13 protein-coding genes and 1 pseudogene are annotated in these 17,723 nt (G+C 31.6%); 10 read left to right on the forward strand and 4 right to left on the reverse strand.

Annotation, left to right across the window (positions count from 1 at the left end):
* The first annotated feature begins 28 nt into the window (after positions 1-28).
* The 6 genes and pseudogenes from EV143_RS04160 to EV143_RS04185 all read left to right on the forward strand — a co-directional run bounded on the left by EV143_RS04160 (position 29) and on the right by EV143_RS04185 (position 5,713).
* The gene (locus EV143_RS04160) at positions 29-835 is read left to right on the forward strand and encodes an inositol monophosphatase family protein (RefSeq protein ID WP_133506716.1); all 807 of its coding nucleotides are present in this window, start codon (positions 29-31) and stop codon (positions 833-835) included.
* 1 nt (position 836) lies between these two features.
* Positions 837-1,463, forward strand: coding sequence for an NAD(P)-dependent oxidoreductase (locus EV143_RS04165; protein WP_133506717.1), 627 nt, complete (start codon positions 837-839; stop codon positions 1,461-1,463).
* Between the two features lie 37 nt (positions 1,464-1,500).
* Positions 1,501-1,844 (forward strand): annotated as a pseudogene (locus EV143_RS04170) (XRE family transcriptional regulator); the annotation flags it as partial.
* A 543-nt stretch (positions 1,845-2,387) separates the two neighbouring features.
* Positions 2,388-2,993 (forward strand): hypothetical protein, encoded by a 606-nt coding sequence (locus EV143_RS04175; RefSeq protein ID WP_133506718.1) that lies wholly within the window; start codon positions 2,388-2,390, stop codon positions 2,991-2,993.
* Between the two features lie 7 nt (positions 2,994-3,000).
* Entirely contained in the window at positions 3,001-4,500 is a 1,500-nt protein-coding gene (locus tag EV143_RS04180) for a hypothetical protein (protein WP_133506719.1), read from the forward strand.
* A gap of 286 nt (positions 4,501-4,786) precedes the next feature.
* Positions 4,787-5,713, forward strand: a complete 927-nt coding sequence (locus tag EV143_RS04185) for a restriction endonuclease (RefSeq protein WP_133506720.1) — start codon at positions 4,787-4,789, stop codon at positions 5,711-5,713.
* Positions 5,714-5,882: 169 nt separating this feature from the next.
* Here the strand turns inward: EV143_RS04185 and EV143_RS04190 are convergent, their stop codons facing one another.
* Positions 5,883-6,548, reverse strand: coding sequence for a hypothetical protein (locus EV143_RS04190; protein WP_133506721.1), 666 nt, complete (start codon positions 6,546-6,548; stop codon positions 5,883-5,885).
* Between the two features lie 139 nt (positions 6,549-6,687).
* On the opposite strand from EV143_RS04190, the gene EV143_RS04195 reads away from it, so the two are divergent.
* A complete protein-coding gene (locus EV143_RS04195; protein ID WP_133506722.1) occupies positions 6,688-7,383 on the forward strand; it encodes a pseudouridine synthase in 696 nt (231 codons plus the stop codon).
* A gap of 233 nt (positions 7,384-7,616) precedes the next feature.
* Here the strand turns inward: EV143_RS04195 and EV143_RS04200 are convergent, their stop codons facing one another.
* The gene (locus EV143_RS04200; protein ID WP_133506723.1) at positions 7,617-8,315 is read right to left on the reverse strand and encodes a DUF1826 domain-containing protein; all 699 of its coding nucleotides are present in this window, start codon (positions 8,313-8,315) and stop codon (positions 7,617-7,619) included.
* A gap of 415 nt (positions 8,316-8,730) precedes the next feature.
* Between EV143_RS04200 and EV143_RS04205 the strand changes: the two genes are divergently transcribed.
* The gene (locus EV143_RS04205; RefSeq protein ID WP_133506724.1) at positions 8,731-9,522 is read left to right on the forward strand and encodes a polysaccharide lyase; all 792 of its coding nucleotides are present in this window, start codon (positions 8,731-8,733) and stop codon (positions 9,520-9,522) included.
* A 78-nt stretch (positions 9,523-9,600) separates the two neighbouring features.
* Here the strand turns inward: EV143_RS04205 and ppk1 are convergent, their stop codons facing one another.
* Positions 9,601-11,622 carry a polyphosphate kinase 1 gene (gene ppk1 / locus EV143_RS04210; protein WP_166638114.1) on the reverse strand — a complete coding sequence of 674 codons (2,022 nt, stop codon included), beginning with the start codon at positions 11,620-11,622 and terminating at the stop codon, positions 9,601-9,603.
* Positions 11,623-12,088: 466 nt separating this feature from the next.
* Here ppk1 and EV143_RS04215 point away from each other — a divergent pair, with 466 nt between their 5' ends.
* Positions 12,089-13,393 carry a hypothetical protein gene (locus EV143_RS04215; RefSeq protein WP_133506726.1) on the forward strand — a complete coding sequence of 435 codons (1,305 nt, stop codon included), beginning with the start codon at positions 12,089-12,091 and terminating at the stop codon, positions 13,391-13,393.
* 88 nt (positions 13,394-13,481) lie between these two features.
* Here the strand turns inward: EV143_RS04215 and EV143_RS04220 are convergent, their stop codons facing one another.
* Positions 13,482-14,315: a M57 family metalloprotease gene (locus tag EV143_RS04220; RefSeq protein WP_133506727.1), complete on the reverse strand. Its 834-nt coding sequence runs from the start codon at positions 14,313-14,315 to the stop codon at positions 13,482-13,484.
* 571 nt (positions 14,316-14,886) lie between these two features.
* Between EV143_RS04220 and EV143_RS04225 the strand changes: the two genes are divergently transcribed.
* Positions 14,887-17,601, forward strand: coding sequence for a S8 family serine peptidase (locus EV143_RS04225; RefSeq protein ID WP_133506728.1), 2,715 nt, complete (start codon positions 14,887-14,889; stop codon positions 17,599-17,601).
* Positions 17,602-17,723 lie beyond the last annotated feature (122 nt).

Raw genomic sequence — 17,723 nt, forward strand, 5'->3', positions numbered from 1 at the left:
TTTGCATTGTAATTAATACTATAATAAAATGCAAAACGAAATCAATATTCCCATCATACTCGATGCAGTACGAAAAGTAGGCGATGTCTTTTTAAAGGGCTATAAGCAAAATGAAATTCCGCAAAGTATGGACGAGCTTTTAAAACAATTAGAAGATATCGATATCTTGTGCCTGACTTCATTAAAGGAAGATTTATCTCTGGAATTCCCAAATATTCCCTGGCATATTGGCGACGAGTTTGATAGTCATTCACAAAGAAATCCGGCTGAACAGCAAGAATACTGGCTTTGTGATGCCATGGATGGCGCTATTCAGTACCTTCAGCATATTGCAGGATGGACAATAAATCTCGCGCTTATTCGTGATGGAAAACCTTTCTTTTCTGTAATTTATGATCCTTTGGCCAACGAAATGTTTTGGGCAAAAGACGGCGAAGGTGCTTTTATGAATGGAAAGTTACTTCAAATAAGCCGTAAAACAGATTTGGCGGTTATGCTTGCCGTTTTTGAATATGGACATCAGGACAAATCAAATAATAATTTAAATGAAGAAATTGGCTTTACTGTAACGAAACTACTTCAGAATTTTGGAATTGTTAGAAATTACGGTCCACACGGATTGCAGTTGGCTTATGTAGGTGCAGGAAGAATCGATTTGTTTGTTCAGGAAGATCTCGATACTTATAATTGGATTGCCGGATTACTTATTGCCAAAGAAGCAGGAGCCGAAATCCTGACAACAGCAGGAACTTCATGGAAATGGGGAAGCGAAAGTTTACTGGCCGGATCAAAAAGTATTACAGAAAAATATCTACAAATTAAATCAACAAACTAACATGAATATAGCAATTATAGGAGCCGGAGCAGGAATAGGATTAGAAGCTGTAAAACAGGCTCTCAAAAAAGGACATACCGTAACGGCATTATCAACAAATACAGATCATATTCCAAATCATCCCAACCTCATTAAAATAAATGGCAGCGCAACATCTCCAATAGATTTAAAACATGCCATAAACGGTGCTGATGCTGTACTTATAACGGTTGGAACAAAAAATAAAAAAGCCACTACCCTATTTTCTGATATAGCTAACACACTAACAAAAGTAATAGATGAGCTAAGTTTTTCTGCGCCAATTTTAGTAATTACAGGTTTTGGTGCAGGAGAGAGTAAAAACTATTTGAGCTTTTTTATGAAAACTGTGATTTCATTATTCCTGAAAGACCAATACATCAATAAAACCGTAATGGAGGAAATTATAACTAAAAGTAACATGAATTGGGAAATTATAAGACCTGGAATGCTTACAGACGCAGCTGCAGGCTCCAATTATAAAATAATATCCGAACTTAAAAAAGGAATGAAAGTTGGAAAGATTTCAAGAGCCAATGTAGCCCAGTACTTAATTACAGAAGCAGAAAACCCAGCAAGATTGTATCAATACGTCACATTGACAAATTAATGTATAAGAAAAGTAACAACATTTTTAAACCAATCCGCAACAAGAGAAGGTTTTTGATCTGGGAAATGACTGGAACCAAAACAAAATTTCTATGCTGGAGCAAAAAGATGTAATTAAAGATAATTTGCTTAAACAAATCTCAAACTCATTAAAAATTCCTGTGGAAGCTTTTCATAATTTTGATGAAGAGTAAGCGGTGAATATTATTTCTAATACTTTTGGATAACACGCTTTCAGTAATTCATTTAATTACGGAACAATTAATATTCATCCAATTGAAAAATTGATTTCGCTTCACGAAGAAAAAATTGCGTTATACGAGCGTATGTTGAAAAGAAAGATGAAATGCTGGTAAGGCTTGAAAAATTGATTAATAAATAATTGTTTATGAAGTATATGATTTAAAAAAGAGACTTTCGAAGTCTCTTTTTTTGTTTTGGAATATTAATAAGTGCGAAGTCAGGAGACATTCGCACAGCTTTTCAATTGAACACTTCGGAGAGCTGGGTATTTCATCTAATTCAAAAACAGGTATTTATACGTACGACCAATACGATTTTCATCTCTACATTTAGAATTAATTTCATGTCAACTTACAACTTTATAAAAAATCGGATAAAATAGATTCAGACGAACCAACATATACTATAGAGTTAGAACCATACTAAAAAAACAGAATTAACTATTATTAAAAAATAAAGTTTGGTTATAGCTCTAAAAAGGGGACGAATTTAATAGAGTAACAACTCGCATAGTTATAAAAATAAATAAAGATTACCAGATGATCCAATAGATTCTTATCAGCAAGCAATTATAACCTAAGGAGTCAACTGACTTTTAGAATAGTACAAATAATTAAATGTTATTATTTCTTTTAGCATACTCATATTCTTCTAAAATATTTTTCTTAATAAATATATTGTTATGGACTTATCAAATTGGCAAAAAAAACTATTACCATTTTTAGTAATTTCAATTTCTACTCTTGGTATTATTTTCATCATTTTCTACTTTATTCAAATAAACGATATTGAAAAAGCATTAGAGAATGTTCCCGAATTTCAATCATCATCAATTAATAAAAACCAAACTATCAATCGATGGAATGATCTAAAAGATTTAGAACGTTTTAGCATTTCAAATAGGTATTATAATGCTCGACTGATTATAAGAAGTCGATTTCTTATGATTTCTCTTTCATTTTTAACTGGCGTAGTATTGTGTTTCGTGGGATCGATATTTATTTTAGGTAAAATTTCAGAAGACCCTACGACTATTGAAGGAAGCCAAGAAAAAATTAATTTAAAAATAGTTTCGAGTTCGCCAGGTATTATTCTTTCTTTTCTGGGCATAATAATAATAATCACATCTATATTGTCAAAAGTTGAACTTAATGTTTCAGATTCACCCTTATTCATACCTGAAACAACAATTAATATTGATAGAGAAATACTCGATACGATGTCATATCAAATTGATACTACAAAAAAGAAAGAAATAGATGATATTATTCTTAAATACAAAAAATAAAATAATTATGAGATTACTACTTTTTATAATTTCCACTATTTTTATATCCCAAATTGCTAATAGTCAAAATAAATTGGATGTAATAAAATTAAAATGGAAACAAAAAAAATACGATGAGGTTATTAGCTTAGGAACCCCGTTCAGAGAGACACTTCAAGGAAAGGCGATCCCTGCATTAGATTACATGATTTTATCTAGCATTTGTGTTACATCAACTCCCCGCTCAGTACCGTGTACTGAAATCCAAGGCATTTTAAAGGACTATTATATTGGTTTGTCTAATAGTGATTATAAGCTAATGGAGAGTGGCTTTGAGCAGATTTGCCAACAAAATAGTGAACCAAATTTTGCTATTTCTGACAAACTTCCTTTAAGACAATATGCTCATCCACAACGTATATCTACAACAACCAGCAAATTTAAAACTTACTTTCTTATTAGTGAAGGCCTTAAAAAAAATGGTGTCTTTCAAAAAATTAATTACAACGAAGTCAGAAACATTGTTGAAACATTAGCAGTCGAAAAAGACTCTCTTCAAAGATTAAATGATAAACTGATTGATACTTACATTAAAAGACGAATTGCCAAAAATGATGCCAGTAAGATCAAAAAAGCTGTATCTACATTTGGACCAAATTCGAAGTATTGGACCAGTGAAAACTTTTTGGTTATAACTTCTAAAAACAACAAAATAAACCCTAAAGTAGTTTGTTTAAACATGGAAAATGTGCTTAGTTTTTTTAGAAATACATACGACCTTTCGATTACAGAAGATTATATCACGATTTATCTTGTTCAAGATTACAAAAATGTGAGAAACAATATTCAAAGATTATATTCCACTAAATTATCTTTTAATCCTTTAGGTTTTTCAAATTTTTATGACAATAGTATGGTAGGATGGTTATATGATGATGCGATGGTTGGTACATTAAAACATGAACTAATACATCTTTTAATAAGGTCAAGGTTTAATTTTATTCCAGAATGGTTTGAAGAAGGTCTTGCTTCTTTGTATGAAGAATCAAGATTTGATGCCTCTGATAATCTTCTTGGCAAAGAAAATTGGAGGGGGATTTTATTAAAGGAAACACCCTTAAATTATAAATTGAGCGATCTTTTTGCAAACAAAGATGTCAATTTTGATACAAAAGAACTAAAATCATTAAAGGACGAATATAAAAAAGAAATTAAGCAAATGAGCTATAGAGATCAAAACTTGAGTTGGATATATAAAGATCATTATCAAGAATTAGATGAAGTTTTAAATATATTTCTTTCCAATAGAGTTGCTCTTTATAAAGATGCTTTGTCGCGCTACTTTCTTCTTTATCTACAAGATAAAGGAAAACTTAAAAAAATGTATCAAGCTCTTATTCAGAGAGATAGATCAGTTATAAACATTGGACATTACCAAACTTTAGAATTTGTAATTCTAACTGTATGTGAAAAAACAAGTATGAATGACCTTCAAGGTGATTTCTCCAATTGGTTAAATAATTTATAATTGACAAAATTGTTAGTTCAATGAAATACAATTTATTAAACAATATCATTAATTAAATAAGACCCGATCGCGCGGATTTGTAATCCTTGATCGCAAAGTATATCTTAACATATTTAAAAAAAGAAAATCCAGTTTTTATTAATATGGGAACGGGCACGGAAAGAATTTCCGTGCTATCGTTGCGCATATCCGAGCGATAGAAATTTTTTGTGTATTTTCGTTATAACGAAATTATACTTAGAATACTTAAATGATGAACGACGAACCAAATTTTTACAACTAATAAATGATTATAAATTTTTGTGAAATACCTCTGGCTAACAGCGGTGTTGGAGATCAAGATACATTTGAATTGTTTGCACGTGACTTTCTTCAAGAATTAGGATATGAAATTATTTCAGATCCAACTAGAGGCGCAGATGGTGGTAAGGATCTTATTATCCGAGAAACAAGAAAAGGTTTAAGTGGTCAGACCACTATTGACTGGCTTGTTAGCTGTAAACATTACTCACACTCTGGAAAGTCAATAACACCTACAATCGAACAAAATATAAATGATCGTATCATAGCAAATAGCTGTGCAGGCTTCATTGGTTTTTATTCTACCATAGCATCTGAAGGTTTGGTCAAAAATTTAAAAAATATACAATTCCAAATATTTGATAGAGAAAAAATCGAAAAACAAATCATTGGAATTGATACGTTTGAAAACATATTCCGTCGATATTTTCCAGATTCATTTCATAAATGGAAATCATCTTCGTTTCCCTACGCACCAATAAAGCTTTTTGATTATTATATAGTAAATGCACATAAATATACTTTACAAATATTTAAGTATGCTTTTAAAACTAATGCAGCAATGTTTGTGGCGTTACTAAAAAGTGGTAGTGTAGAAGAATTTTTAGAATTTAGAAATATTACAATACATAAATATGATATAGAATCTACATATAACAGTCTCGATATTAAGCATAAAGATGATATAAAAAACATGTCTTATACAGAAAAAAATGCCTTTTTACGAGAAAGACTAGTTGATCAAGCTTTAAATATCAAAAATACTGCAATATTTGATTTGGAAGGTTTCGCAAAGAGAGAAGCAGGATACGGAATGTATATACTGATGCCAGCTATATTAATAATTAACGACGTCGAATATCAACAATTACTTTTAGATTATAATTTGTTAAAACAAATAATTGAAAATTAATTAAAAACCTAAATCCCCCGCTACCGAGAGCATCCCGCTCGTGAATATTTAATCTTTTTAAAAATATTGTGCTCACGTGCGGGACGCTAGCACCAGCGCGGGGAGCGATCGGGTTACGATATTGAAAGTAAAATTGTTGTAAACAAATTCTAAACCTAAGCTATATTCTCTAAGGGATAACTATTTTACGTTTAATTTTACGTTCAATTTCAGGTAATACTTTATCATTTAAAAGGTTATTCATACTTTCTTCAAAATTTGGAAAATTTGGAGGACTAAGTATATTTTTCTTTTTAACATTGCTAATATTCCCAACATTAAAATTTGAAACTACTTCGTTTGTTTCTAGATTTATAAAAGCATTACTTAAAAATATATTTGTTCTTTTGTCTCCATTAATATATCCTACTTTTTCAAATTCTATTCCAAATTGACCATCAACAATAAGCAAATAGTCCAAATTATATTTCGTTTTTATTTTTTTTAAATCGTCATTTACATATTCTGGTTTTGTCCAAACCATAATTGGGTCATTTGCCTTACTAATTGTATCTTTTATTTGAATAATTTCAACATTTAATGAATCTAAATTTTTTAAATATGCATTAATTATTCTTTCAGTTGGGTTTCCTTTTCCTGTTTCTAAAAACTTATAAGCGCCATAAAACATATCTTTTTTGTCTACGTTTGATTTTTCAATCGTATTAGACATTGCTTGTCTGGTTATTCTGTACGGACCATTTATATTAAAAATTACGCCCATTTTTTTTTGCGAATAGCTAAAATTAAAAAGCGCAACTATACATACAATAAGAAATATTTTTTTTTGTTTCATTTTTTATTTAATTAATATTCAATTGGAAATTTAAAGTAAATATAACTAAAAAACATAGTGAGTATAACCAGTTTTTCTAATAGAAAATAAAAAAGTCATTAAAAGACATTTCAATCAAAATCTCTTTTACTTTTGCCAAATGTTAGAAATTCTTTACCAGGACGAATATATTATCGCAATTAATAAACCAAGCGGATTGTTGGTTCACAAATCATTTTATGCGCGCGATGCAAAAGTGTATGCTATTCAGGAATTGAGAAATCAAATAGGGCAACACGTCTATCCTATTCATCGGCTAGACCGCAAAACATCGGGTGTTTTGTTATTTGCCTTGGATACAGCCGTTTTGAAAATTATGAATGATCGTTTTGCCACACGCGAAGTCGAAAAAAAATATTTAGCCATTTTACGTGGCTGGTCACCCGAAGAACTAACGATTGATTATGATTTAACGAATGATGATGACATTACACAAAATGCCATAACCTACTTTCATCGTTTGCAAAATGCCGAAGTTGAGCTAGAATTTAATAATAAACCAACTTCCCGATATTGTTTGGTAGAAGCAATTCCTGAAACTGGACGCATGCATCAATTACGAAAACACTTCAAACATATTTTTCATCCCATTTTAGGAAGTCGTCCACATGGTTGTAACAAACAAAATAAATTATGGTTAGAGAATTTTGACCTAAAAGGAATGATGCTTCATGCACATCAGTTAATTTTTAATCATCCAATACACAACGAACAACTAATCCTGAATGCAAAGATTAATGAAGAGTTTAGCAGAGTTGGCACTATTCTTAATCTGGACTTGAGTAAGTATCAATAGAATATCCTTAACCTGTTGTGTGCAATTATTTTAACACATAGAAACATAGACTCTAGCCTGGTAAAGAAGGCGTTTCACTTAGTTAAAATGCACAGAGTTTGACTATGTTAAAGAAATGTGTTTCTTTTTGTATTCTTTTCTAGGTATAAAATCTATGTTTCTATGTGTTTAAATAGAATTTTATCACTCGGGCGAAGCGAACAGACGAAGTAATTACACCAAATGGGATATCCTTAACAAATCAACAACAACCTATATTCTCCTTCATTTTCTATTGGTGCTCTATGAATACAAGGCAGCACTTGCTGTTTTGGATGATCTACAGCCAGCCTCCAAAGATGTCCTAATCCTAAATTAATAGGTTCTACATCCTTATGTACCTGATAATGCAAATCAAAATAATTTTCCGTCAAAAAGTTTTCAAATTCTTCCTTTGGTCCATCATGCAGTTCTTTTAGCTTTGCTCGAATTTCCGGAATTAGGATTTTTTGCTCTGCTTGCGAATTAGCAATAATATCACTTGCCGCTCCGTGATAGGTACATAAAAAAGTATCTGTCGCAATGGGCGAACGATCAACATGAAACGAATACACATCAGTCGATATGAAATCAAATTCATCATCGCGTTCGTAACACTTCAGTAAATTAAGAGAAGGCGAAGCGCCAAAATCAGTTAATAATTGTAAATCATTTAAGATTATTTCCCTTGCTCTATTTCCGTTTTCTGATAGTTGGAGTGCGATTAGATCTTCAGTATAAACTTCTGTTATATTTTCTTTTAAAGATAAATGGGCTACAATCTCATTAAAATCCCCATCCAAATTTCTGTACCAGCATAATGCATTCATTTCTCCCTTGAAATCGGTATGTATAAGCTCAGAGAAAGTAGATACTATTCCAATTTGGCTGCTGTCAGAAAATGTGTTGCTCATAGTATAATAGTAAGAAGCTAGTTACTTCATACATTACAAAATTAGGCGGTTAAGGATAATGTTCAAAATTTATTGGTCATTTTAAAAATGCTACCTGTTGATTCAATTTATCGCCAAGTAAAATCACATATTATTCAATATATTAAATTCTTAATTATCTAAATTTTGTGTAATTTTTTAATAATACTATTTTTTTAATCTAAAAAATATACATAAAACACATAAACAGGATTTATGTGTACCTAAAATCGTACTTTTTTACTCTCCATCTAAATTGTTATTAATCAACTTTGTACTATCAATTACAAATCAACATTGATAACGATTTACAATCTTCTGTTTCAGCATCAATGATGTAATTACTATCTATTATTTACTAACCATTAATTATTTACTAACCTTAAAAGTTTTAAAAATGAAAAAAATCTTAAAATTAACCAGTTTACTATTTATTACAGCTTTAGTCTTTAATTCCTGTGAAAAAGAACAAGATTTAAATGTACAGCAAAGCACTGAGAAAGACGAGCTGCAAATCGTTAACAACGAGTCACAAAGCACGAACAAAGATGCCGGGTCAGCTGCAGCTTTAGCAGGTGGCGGAGCCGGAGCCAGAACGATCACATTGAAAACCAATACACTAACGTGTCCTGGCGGTTTGTGTACATCGTATGGCGTTTGGTCAGAGGGCGTTTACACCGTTTGGTTTACTATGAAATTCAATTCCGGATTTTATTGGAGCAGAGGCGGTAAATGCGGATATGGTATACTAATTGGTGACCAAAATACCGGTGGTGACCCGGGATGGGATGGCAATGGCGGTAGTGCCAGATTTATGTGGTATTGCCCTAATGGATCAAACACTGCTAAAGGAAGCGGCGCTTATCTGCAGCCTTACGTTTATTATAAAGATCAGCCCGGACAATTTGGTAATGATTTTGGAAAAAAGTACTATATACAAGAAGGCGTTACGTATAACTGTCAGATATCTGTTAAGTTAAATACTGGATCAAATACTAACGGATATGTCAAATATTATGTAAATGGTACGGAGATATTGAATCAAACCATTCGTTGGGTTACTAACGATTCTAAACGAAATGTCAATGCAGTAAGTCTTCACACTTTCCGTGGTGGAAGTCAGGAATACTGGAAAGCTCCGGTTACAAGTTCTATTTATTATGCTAGTGCATCCTGGGATGCTCAATAGCAAAATTATACTGTGAATATTATAAAAAGTCACTTTACAAAAAGGCAAAACTATAAACGTTTTGCCTTTTTTATGCTTTTATTCCATATTACTTTCAACTATCGAGTTATAAATTTCGGTTTGCGCACGTCTTGGCAAATCTTCACTATTTAGAATATCCTTTTCATTATTTCCTTCACTATTGATGATTCTTCTTTTTGTATTGTCTTTTAACTGTAACTGAATAATGGTATTAATTTCTGAAATGTGTTTTTCGTCATATAACGGAAAAGCCACTTCTATTCTTCTGTTTAAATTTCTACTCAACATATCTGCAGATGACAGAAATATTTTTTCATCGCCATTATTGGCAAATTTGTATATTCTGGAATGTTCTAAAAACATATCTACAATGCGATAGATTTCAATGTTTTCTGATACATCTTTAATTCCGGGCAATAATGTGCAAATTCCACGTACTATCATGATCACATCAACACCTGCCCTGCTTGCTTCAATAAGTTTATCGATAATATCCTTTTCATCAACTCCATTTACTTTTAAAAAAATATAAGCTTGTTTGCCTTCTTTCTTATTTTCTATTTCCTGATCTATCAATTCTATTAATTTCTCTTTCATATTAAAGCCTGCAGCTAAAATATGTTTTGGTTCTGCTGCTTTTTTCTTAGATTTTAAAAAGTTAAAGACTGTTTTTAAATCATCTGTGTATTTTTTTTCTGAAGTAAAAAAACCAAAATCAGAATAAACATTTGCGGTGCTTTCATTAAAATTTCCCGTCGATAAATAACTATAGTGTTTTTTATTTCCATACTTATCTTTCATTATCACCATCGCAACTTTAGCATGAACCTTTAAATTTGGCATACTTTGAATGATTTTTATGCCGGCATTTTTCATCTCTCTGGACCAGAATAAATTATTGTATTCATCAAAGCGTGCTTTAACTTCTACAAAAACAGTTACTTTTTTGCCGTTTTTTGCAGCACTTATCAAGGCATTTGCAATTAAAGATTGTGATGAAATGCGGTATAACGTAATTTTTATCTCAAGAACGTTTCTATTAATTGCCGCCTGATTAAAAAACTGAAGTACATAATAGTACGATTGATACGGAAAATGAAGCAATTGATTTTGTTTGTCAATAATCTGAAAAATTGACTTGTTGCTTTCAAAAGGCAGGTGTTTAAGTCCAGGATAATTTTCTCCCTGAAGATTTGGTTTAAGTGGATTTGGAAACTTGAATAAATCATAAAAATTATGATGGCTTCCTCCTTTTATCATTTCATTATTGTGCAGGTGGAAAGCTTTTTTGCAAACGGAAATTGTTTCTGAATCCATATTAGAATCATACAAAAATCTTGTCGATGAACCTCGTTTGCGTTCTTCAATTTTTGCTTCAATTTTCGCTATCAAATCTCCTGAATTTTCATCTTCGATCAGATAATTTTCGTCACGGTTTAATTTTATAGCATTACAGGAAACAACTTTTCCGGTAGGAAATATATACGATAAACAATTCTTTATTATCGTATCAATCGAAATTATATAATGTGTATCTCCCTGACTTTGCAATTGTTTGTATCGCTCCAGTTTATCTGATGGAATATTCAGGTAAGCATAATTATAATTGCCTGCGGTATCTTTTAACTTTACTAAAAAATATAAACTACGGTTGTTTAAGAAATAAGTTTTAGGATGGTTTACTGAAATGTAAATTACCTGAATATAACACAGAATAATGCTTTTAAAATAATATTCAATCTCTTGCAGATGCTCTTCTAAAAGTTCCTGATTTTCATAATAAACAATATCATTAGCGGCTAATTCTGGTAATATCGACCTGTTCCAGATGGCTCCGAATCTGTTTTGCTGAAGATTTACTTCCGTTAGAATCTTATCTAATAAATCTTTATTTTTTTTGGAATTTTTGATCAGCAGTTTTCTGATTTTAACCCTGAAAAACTCATCTAAATTAGACGAGTGAATAGCTAAAAACTTAATTCTTTCGTATAAAGAATTATTGGAGTCATCAGCTTCATCTAAAATACAGTTATTAAATGAAAGCCATGAGATTTCTGAAGGTATAAGGTAGTCTTGCACGTTTAAAAAGATACTATTTTATAAGGTAATAAATTGGTTTATTTTACTAATCCATCGGTAAATTTGAGAATTAAATATCTTAAAATACAATACAGACAGGCAGTTAACGATAATTTAATTTATTGGTAACATAGCTTAACCGTCACAATAGCATTCCCATAACTTATGCATACAGGCTATTATCACTTCAATATTTGCAGAAAAGACAGCATTGTTTTTATTGGGTTTACAGGCAACAAATAATCCTAATCCTATTAACTTTTTGTTAACGGTATTATAATATCGCCAAGATAGTACGATTTCTCTTTTAAGGTACTTATAACCAGTAAGAATTATAATTCAAAAAACAAGATAATCTGTCGGCGAAATTTTCAAAAAACAAAATTTCTAATTCTGATTATTCTTTTTCTCAACTGGTTATTGCTAATTAAAGAATTTAAATATTATAAACCTTAAAACTAAAATTATGAAAAAACAAAATCGAAAGAAAGTAGTAAGCAAAGTGTTAATTATTATGTTATCTGCAATTACCTTCTCATGTCAGGACACTACTATGGAGGAAGTAGAAACGACCACAGCTGTGGCGAAAGAACAACAAAATTTCAAAAAAATGAGTTTGGCAGCAAGTTCTGATTTAGCCAGAAGATGGGCTCCTATTCACTACAGAGATGTAGACGCCACAGGAACTTATGCCGAAGGAGGAAAATCAGATTACATTACAGCAATTAATTATGATAATGACTGGGATGGCAATAACAACTGGAACAATCTTCCTGCTTATAGTAATTCTTTAGCGGCGCATTGTTACTATTCTGTAGTAGAATCAAATACACACTGGTTTATTACGTATGCTTTTTTCTCTCCACGTGACTGGACAGATAATCCGCTTTTATATTCATTAGACCAACATGAAAATGATTTAGAAGGTGTATTAATGATTGTAGAAAAAAATGGTTCATCTTATGGTACTTTAAAAGGAGCTGTTACGGTAAGTCATTCTGATTTCTTTTCGTATGTACCATCCGGAAGTTCTTTTGTAAGCGGATTAGAAAGTATTGATGGAACATTACAAATGAGAGATTACAACGGAGAATTGCATCCTGTTACAGCACAAGACGCCAAAGGACACAGCCTTAAAGCCTGGCCGCAGCACGATATAGACGGAGATGGAATTATCTACTACCCTTCTGCTAGCGGAGTGGCACAAATACCATCTGATAATTATGATAATTATGTGGAGTACAAACTTGTTGATATTTTTGAAAGTGGAGGTTTATGGGATCAAAGATTTAACACTCAATTGTTTTCTAGTCCGGGCGGAGGTTTTACAGGAAATGATTTTAAAACTGGTGGTGCGAATGCTCCGTGGGCATGGAATGATGGAAATGATGCGATAGTGCAAGGTGGAGAATTTGCAACAGATCCTGCCAAATTAGCGGATAATTATTTTGATGGTGTGGGTAATTTTTCACGTACTTATACTGATAATAAATACAATGCAGCAGCCGGAGGTATTGTAACGGTTTATCAAAATTGCAATTATACTGGTTATGCAATTGCTTTGCCTACAGGTAATTATACATTGGCTCAGCTAAAATCGTATGGTATTGTAAATGATGATTTGTCTTCTGTACGTTTAGAAAATGGGTATAAAATTACCATGTATCAGAACGACAATTTTGGAGGAGAATCTGTTGTTATAACAGGAAATAACAGCTGTTTAGGAAATTTTAATGATAAAGCTAGTTCTATAAAGATTAGTGTTCAATAAATAAACATTCAACAAAAATAGAGGCTGCTTCATAAATTATGAAACAGCCTCTTATATTTTGTAAAGAGGACTCTAATTAATTCAACTTCTAATATAAATAATTCAGAGCTGTAACATCATTACCATTAAAAGCTCCTGTTTCGCTTGAACTGAAACATGCTCTCATATAAGAACTAGAATCATATCCTGTAGGTGTTCCCGGGATGTGAATTGCTCCAACGCCAGCTGTTCCTTCGTTTGAATTTTGTCCACAACTTTGACGGCTAAACCAGTCTGTATGGCGTAAACCAATACAGTGGCCTATTTCGTGTGCAGCTACGTGTGCGTTTACACCTGTTGAATAACTATCTAATCCAGAATACAATGTAACTGAATTGAAAGGTGCTCCACCTGAAGGGAAACCTGCTACTCCACCGGCAGATCCGGTTTGTCTTCTTACGACAATGTTTGCACCCGAAGTACTTGAACTAAAGGTTAGTGTAAAGTTAATAGACAATCCTAAATTATTGTACCTATTAACTGCTGCTTGCAATCCTGCCCGCATATTGGTACTCAGAGCTGATGTACCAGTTCCTGATAATCCAACAATTCTAATAGTTCTTGGAGCAGATACTAAATTAGTAGTACGATATTGTTCTGTGGTAATACCTCCGTGAAGATCCATTTTGTTTAATTGATCTTGTGTTATGATGATATCTCCTTCTACTAAAAAGGCATCCTCAGTGGTACCATCTAACTTAGTATTTTTAATCACTTGAACATCTGAATTATTCAATGAAAGTGAACTAATTTTATTTAACACTTCTGGTGTTACTTTAAGAGATTCTTGGTTTGTTTGAGCTGTTGTATCTTCATCTTTGTTACAAGAAAACAGCGTTAGCGCTACGAATGATACCGCTAAAATTGATTTAATTTTTTTCATAAATAAGTTTTTTTGGGTTGTTAAATAAGTTGGATAAAAGGGGTCCTTACAAAATATTGTAATATTTGTTATCAAATTTATATAAATTTTAATCTTAAAATACTTATAAAATAACAATTTAACAAATTTAACATTTTTTGTTAAATTTTTTTATTCAGTTTTTTTAATAATAATTATCTGATTATTCACGCAAGCCCAGTAAAATCAATAAATAAATCTAAATGAGAGTGTTATGGATAATAATACTCCTTGAATATTTTTTTTATTTATACTTTGTTAAAAAAATGATTTTACAATTTTGGATAGCAATTAAAATTGAAAAAGGGCAATAAAACGAGAATTTGTCCTACATATTTTGAAGATTCTGAATGAAATAAAAAATCATAAAATTATTACAAATAATTTAATAACTTTGATTTACCTACAACGGATAAATATTTCAAATAGAAATCATTAGTACAATATTTCATTCTTTTCTTTATCTAAAATAAGAAGTGATGAACAGCTGCAACAGTCCGTTTTTTGTACGATTGATGAGAAATACTTATAATTGCCCTAATAGCTACAATAAATGAAGACACAAATTACTTTCCTCCTTTTTATGCTAACAACAATCAGTTTCTCGCAAAGTGCTGAAAAATGGAAGCAATACATAAAAAAAGAAAACGAAAGAAAATTTGAAAAATATTATCTTACATCTTTAGAGAATGCACATCATAACAAATATAAGATTGTAAAAAAACTCGATAGTACTTTTTGTATTGTTGAAAATGAAAGCGCAACATCTAAACGGGTTTTAAAAGAAATTCTCCCGGTTAATAATTTATGGAAATTACCTTCAAATTTTTCAAATCATACGGAAAACAAAAATTATATAATAGCAACTGATTCTATTAAAGCATTAATTACGGACTTAAAATCACTGTACATTTCTGATATCAAAATAGTAGATAAGCATCTTGTAATCATAAAAAGTGATTCCAAGACAATTATGGACACTATTATAGATTTGAGTAGCGTAACTTCTGTTTCGCAGGAATCGCTGCAACCAAAAGCAGAATCTAAAATAACAGATCAAAATTTTACTATAAATTATATAAACAAAGCCTCTACAAATTTTCCACTTTTAACAGGCGAAAATCAAATTGTGGCTATCAAAGATGATCTTTTTGATGCAACTGATGTTGATTTATTAAATAAGCACATTCCTTCTCCTACACAATCGGCTATCGTATCGGGCCATGCCACGGCTATGGCAACTATAGTTTCCGGATTAGGAAATAGTTCTGTATTAGGAAAAGGAGTCGCTCAAAAGGCAAAGATACTATCGTCTGACTTTTTGAATCTTTATCCTGATGAAATAGCCAGTTTACAAGGTGCTGTTACTCAAAATCATTCGTACGGTACAGAAATTGAGAATTTTTATGGATCACTAGCTAATGCTTACGACTCTCAATTATTTTTAAATCCTGATTTGACTCATTGTTTTTCCTCCGGAAATACCGGACTTCAAGGTTATAAATCTATTACCGGTAATTTCAAGCAATCCAAAAATAGTATTGTAGTAGGCTGCATTGACCAAAACGAAGTAATTATGCCCTTTTCTTCAAAAGGTCCCGCCTATGACGGCCGAATAAAACCTGAGCTGGTAGCCTTTAGCACACAAGGAACTTCAAATTCTACGGCATTAGCTACAGGAATTATTACCCTGATGAAACAACATTATAAAACGATAAACAATATCGCTCTGACTAATGCCCAGACAAAAGCAATTTTAATTAATAGTGCAAAAGATTTAGGTATTATAGGTCCGGATTTTACCTACGGTTATGGTACTATCAATGCTGATAAATGCTTAAAAACGATCAGCGAAAACAGAATTATCGCTGGCAATTTGACATCAGGTCAGACAAATTCACATACGATTACGCTGCCGGCAAATGCGAAAAACTTAAAAATTACATTAGTCTGGAACGATTTGCCCGCTGCAATCAACAGTAATATAAGTTTGGTGAACGATTTAGATCTGGAAGTTATTTCGGCAGATAACACCTCTTTTTTACCGTGGGTTCTTAATCCTGATATTCCTCAGCAGCAAGCTGTAAGAGGAAAAGATAAAATTAATACTATCGAGCAAGTGACAATTGAAAGTCCGGCATCGGGATCATATGCTATTAATGTTATTGGTTCATATGTCTCAAATACATCACAGGAATACAGCATTGCTTACGAATATGAATTGCAAGATCATTTTGAATGGAATTATCCTGTTACAAATGATAATTTCCCTTATGATGGCAAGACTATCTCGCCTTTCAAATGGGATGCTACATTTTCCGGTAGCTCCGGACAATTGTCTATTAGTTATAATGATGGGCAGACTTGGGAAATTATCGCAAATGGTATAAATCTGGATACTGAACAATTTTCGTATACGCCAACAGAACAAAAATTTTCAAAGGCAAAATTGAAAATGACCATTGATAATTCTGATTATATTTCTGATAGCTTTACGATTTCTTATGATTTAAATATTAGTACCAGCTTAGTTTGTGATGGCACAACAGAAATTAATTGGGACAAACCTGCCGATGTTGCTTCCTTTAATATTTATCAACTTACAGGAGATAATTTAGAATTTAAAGAACAAATAATAAACACTACTTATACCTATACTGATGGAAAAATTTACACTGTTGTTCCTGTGTTTGATAATAGTGAAGGAATAAAAAGTGAGTCAACATTGCAGTATGCCCAAAATTCAAATTGTTATTTCGAGCTGGCTTTGGCAGAAGTTTATGAGGAAAACAAAATAAAAATTAATGCCAGTCTTTTTAGCCTGTACAATATCAAAAGAATTGAGTTAGTAAAAATAAGTAATGATACGGAAGTTGTCATCAGCACAATAAATGACGTTAATTCAAAAGCATTCTCATTTTTAGATGACGCCCCAATAAAGGGCAGCAATAAGTACAAGATAAATATAATTTTAGAAAACAATAATGTAATAAGTTCGCTAATTCTTGACACTCATTATTTAGGCGACGATTTGTTTTTTATACACCCCACGCTGTTAAGCAATAATGAAGAATTAAATATTGAAGCTAAAAAAGAGGAAAGCGCCATTTTCTATTTGTACAATATTATCGGACAAAATACGATCACTTCTCCTTTACTTTCTAAAACCAATACTATCAATCTAAAAAATACTGCTTCAGGAATTTATATCTATAAAATAATTACAAGTTTAGGCGAAGTTCAAACAGGGAAAATTGCAGTTTTTTAAGTTGATTCTGTAAACTTCCAAGTAAATACACCTTTAATTATCTGAAAATAATATAATCAAATCAGCTTAAGCTGTAATTTCCTGATACTTATACTTTTTAAATTTATCATTATTCAAAAAAA

Source organism: Flavobacterium chryseum (assembly GCF_004362015.1).
Classification (GTDB): Bacteria; Bacteroidota; Bacteroidia; order Flavobacteriales; family Flavobacteriaceae; genus Flavobacterium.

Coding starts and splice junctions, on each gene's coding strand:
- EV143_RS04160 (WP_133506716.1), top strand. CDS start 29: ATGCAAAACGAAATCAATATTCCCATCATACTCGATGCAGTACGAAAA.
- EV143_RS04165 (WP_133506717.1), top strand. CDS start 837: ATGAATATAGCAATTATAGGAGCCGGAGCAGGAATAGGATTAGAAGCT.
- EV143_RS04175 (WP_133506718.1), top strand. CDS start 2,388: ATGGACTTATCAAATTGGCAAAAAAAACTATTACCATTTTTAGTAATT.
- EV143_RS04180 (WP_133506719.1), top strand. CDS start 3,001: ATGAGATTACTACTTTTTATAATTTCCACTATTTTTATATCCCAAATT.
- EV143_RS04185 (WP_133506720.1), top strand. CDS start 4,787: ATGATTATAAATTTTTGTGAAATACCTCTGGCTAACAGCGGTGTTGGA.
- EV143_RS04190 (WP_133506721.1), bottom strand. CDS start 6,548: ATGAAACAAAAAAAAATATTTCTTATTGTATGTATAGTTGCGCTTTTT.
- EV143_RS04195 (WP_133506722.1), top strand. CDS start 6,688: ATGTTAGAAATTCTTTACCAGGACGAATATATTATCGCAATTAATAAA.
- EV143_RS04200 (WP_133506723.1), bottom strand. CDS start 8,315: ATGAGCAACACATTTTCTGACAGCAGCCAAATTGGAATAGTATCTACT.
- EV143_RS04205 (WP_133506724.1), top strand. CDS start 8,731: ATGAAAAAAATCTTAAAATTAACCAGTTTACTATTTATTACAGCTTTA.
- EV143_RS04215 (WP_133506726.1), top strand. CDS start 12,089: ATGAAAAAACAAAATCGAAAGAAAGTAGTAAGCAAAGTGTTAATTATT.
- EV143_RS04220 (WP_133506727.1), bottom strand. CDS start 14,315: ATGAAAAAAATTAAATCAATTTTAGCGGTATCATTCGTAGCGCTAACG.
- EV143_RS04225 (WP_133506728.1), top strand. CDS start 14,887: ATGAAGACACAAATTACTTTCCTCCTTTTTATGCTAACAACAATCAGT.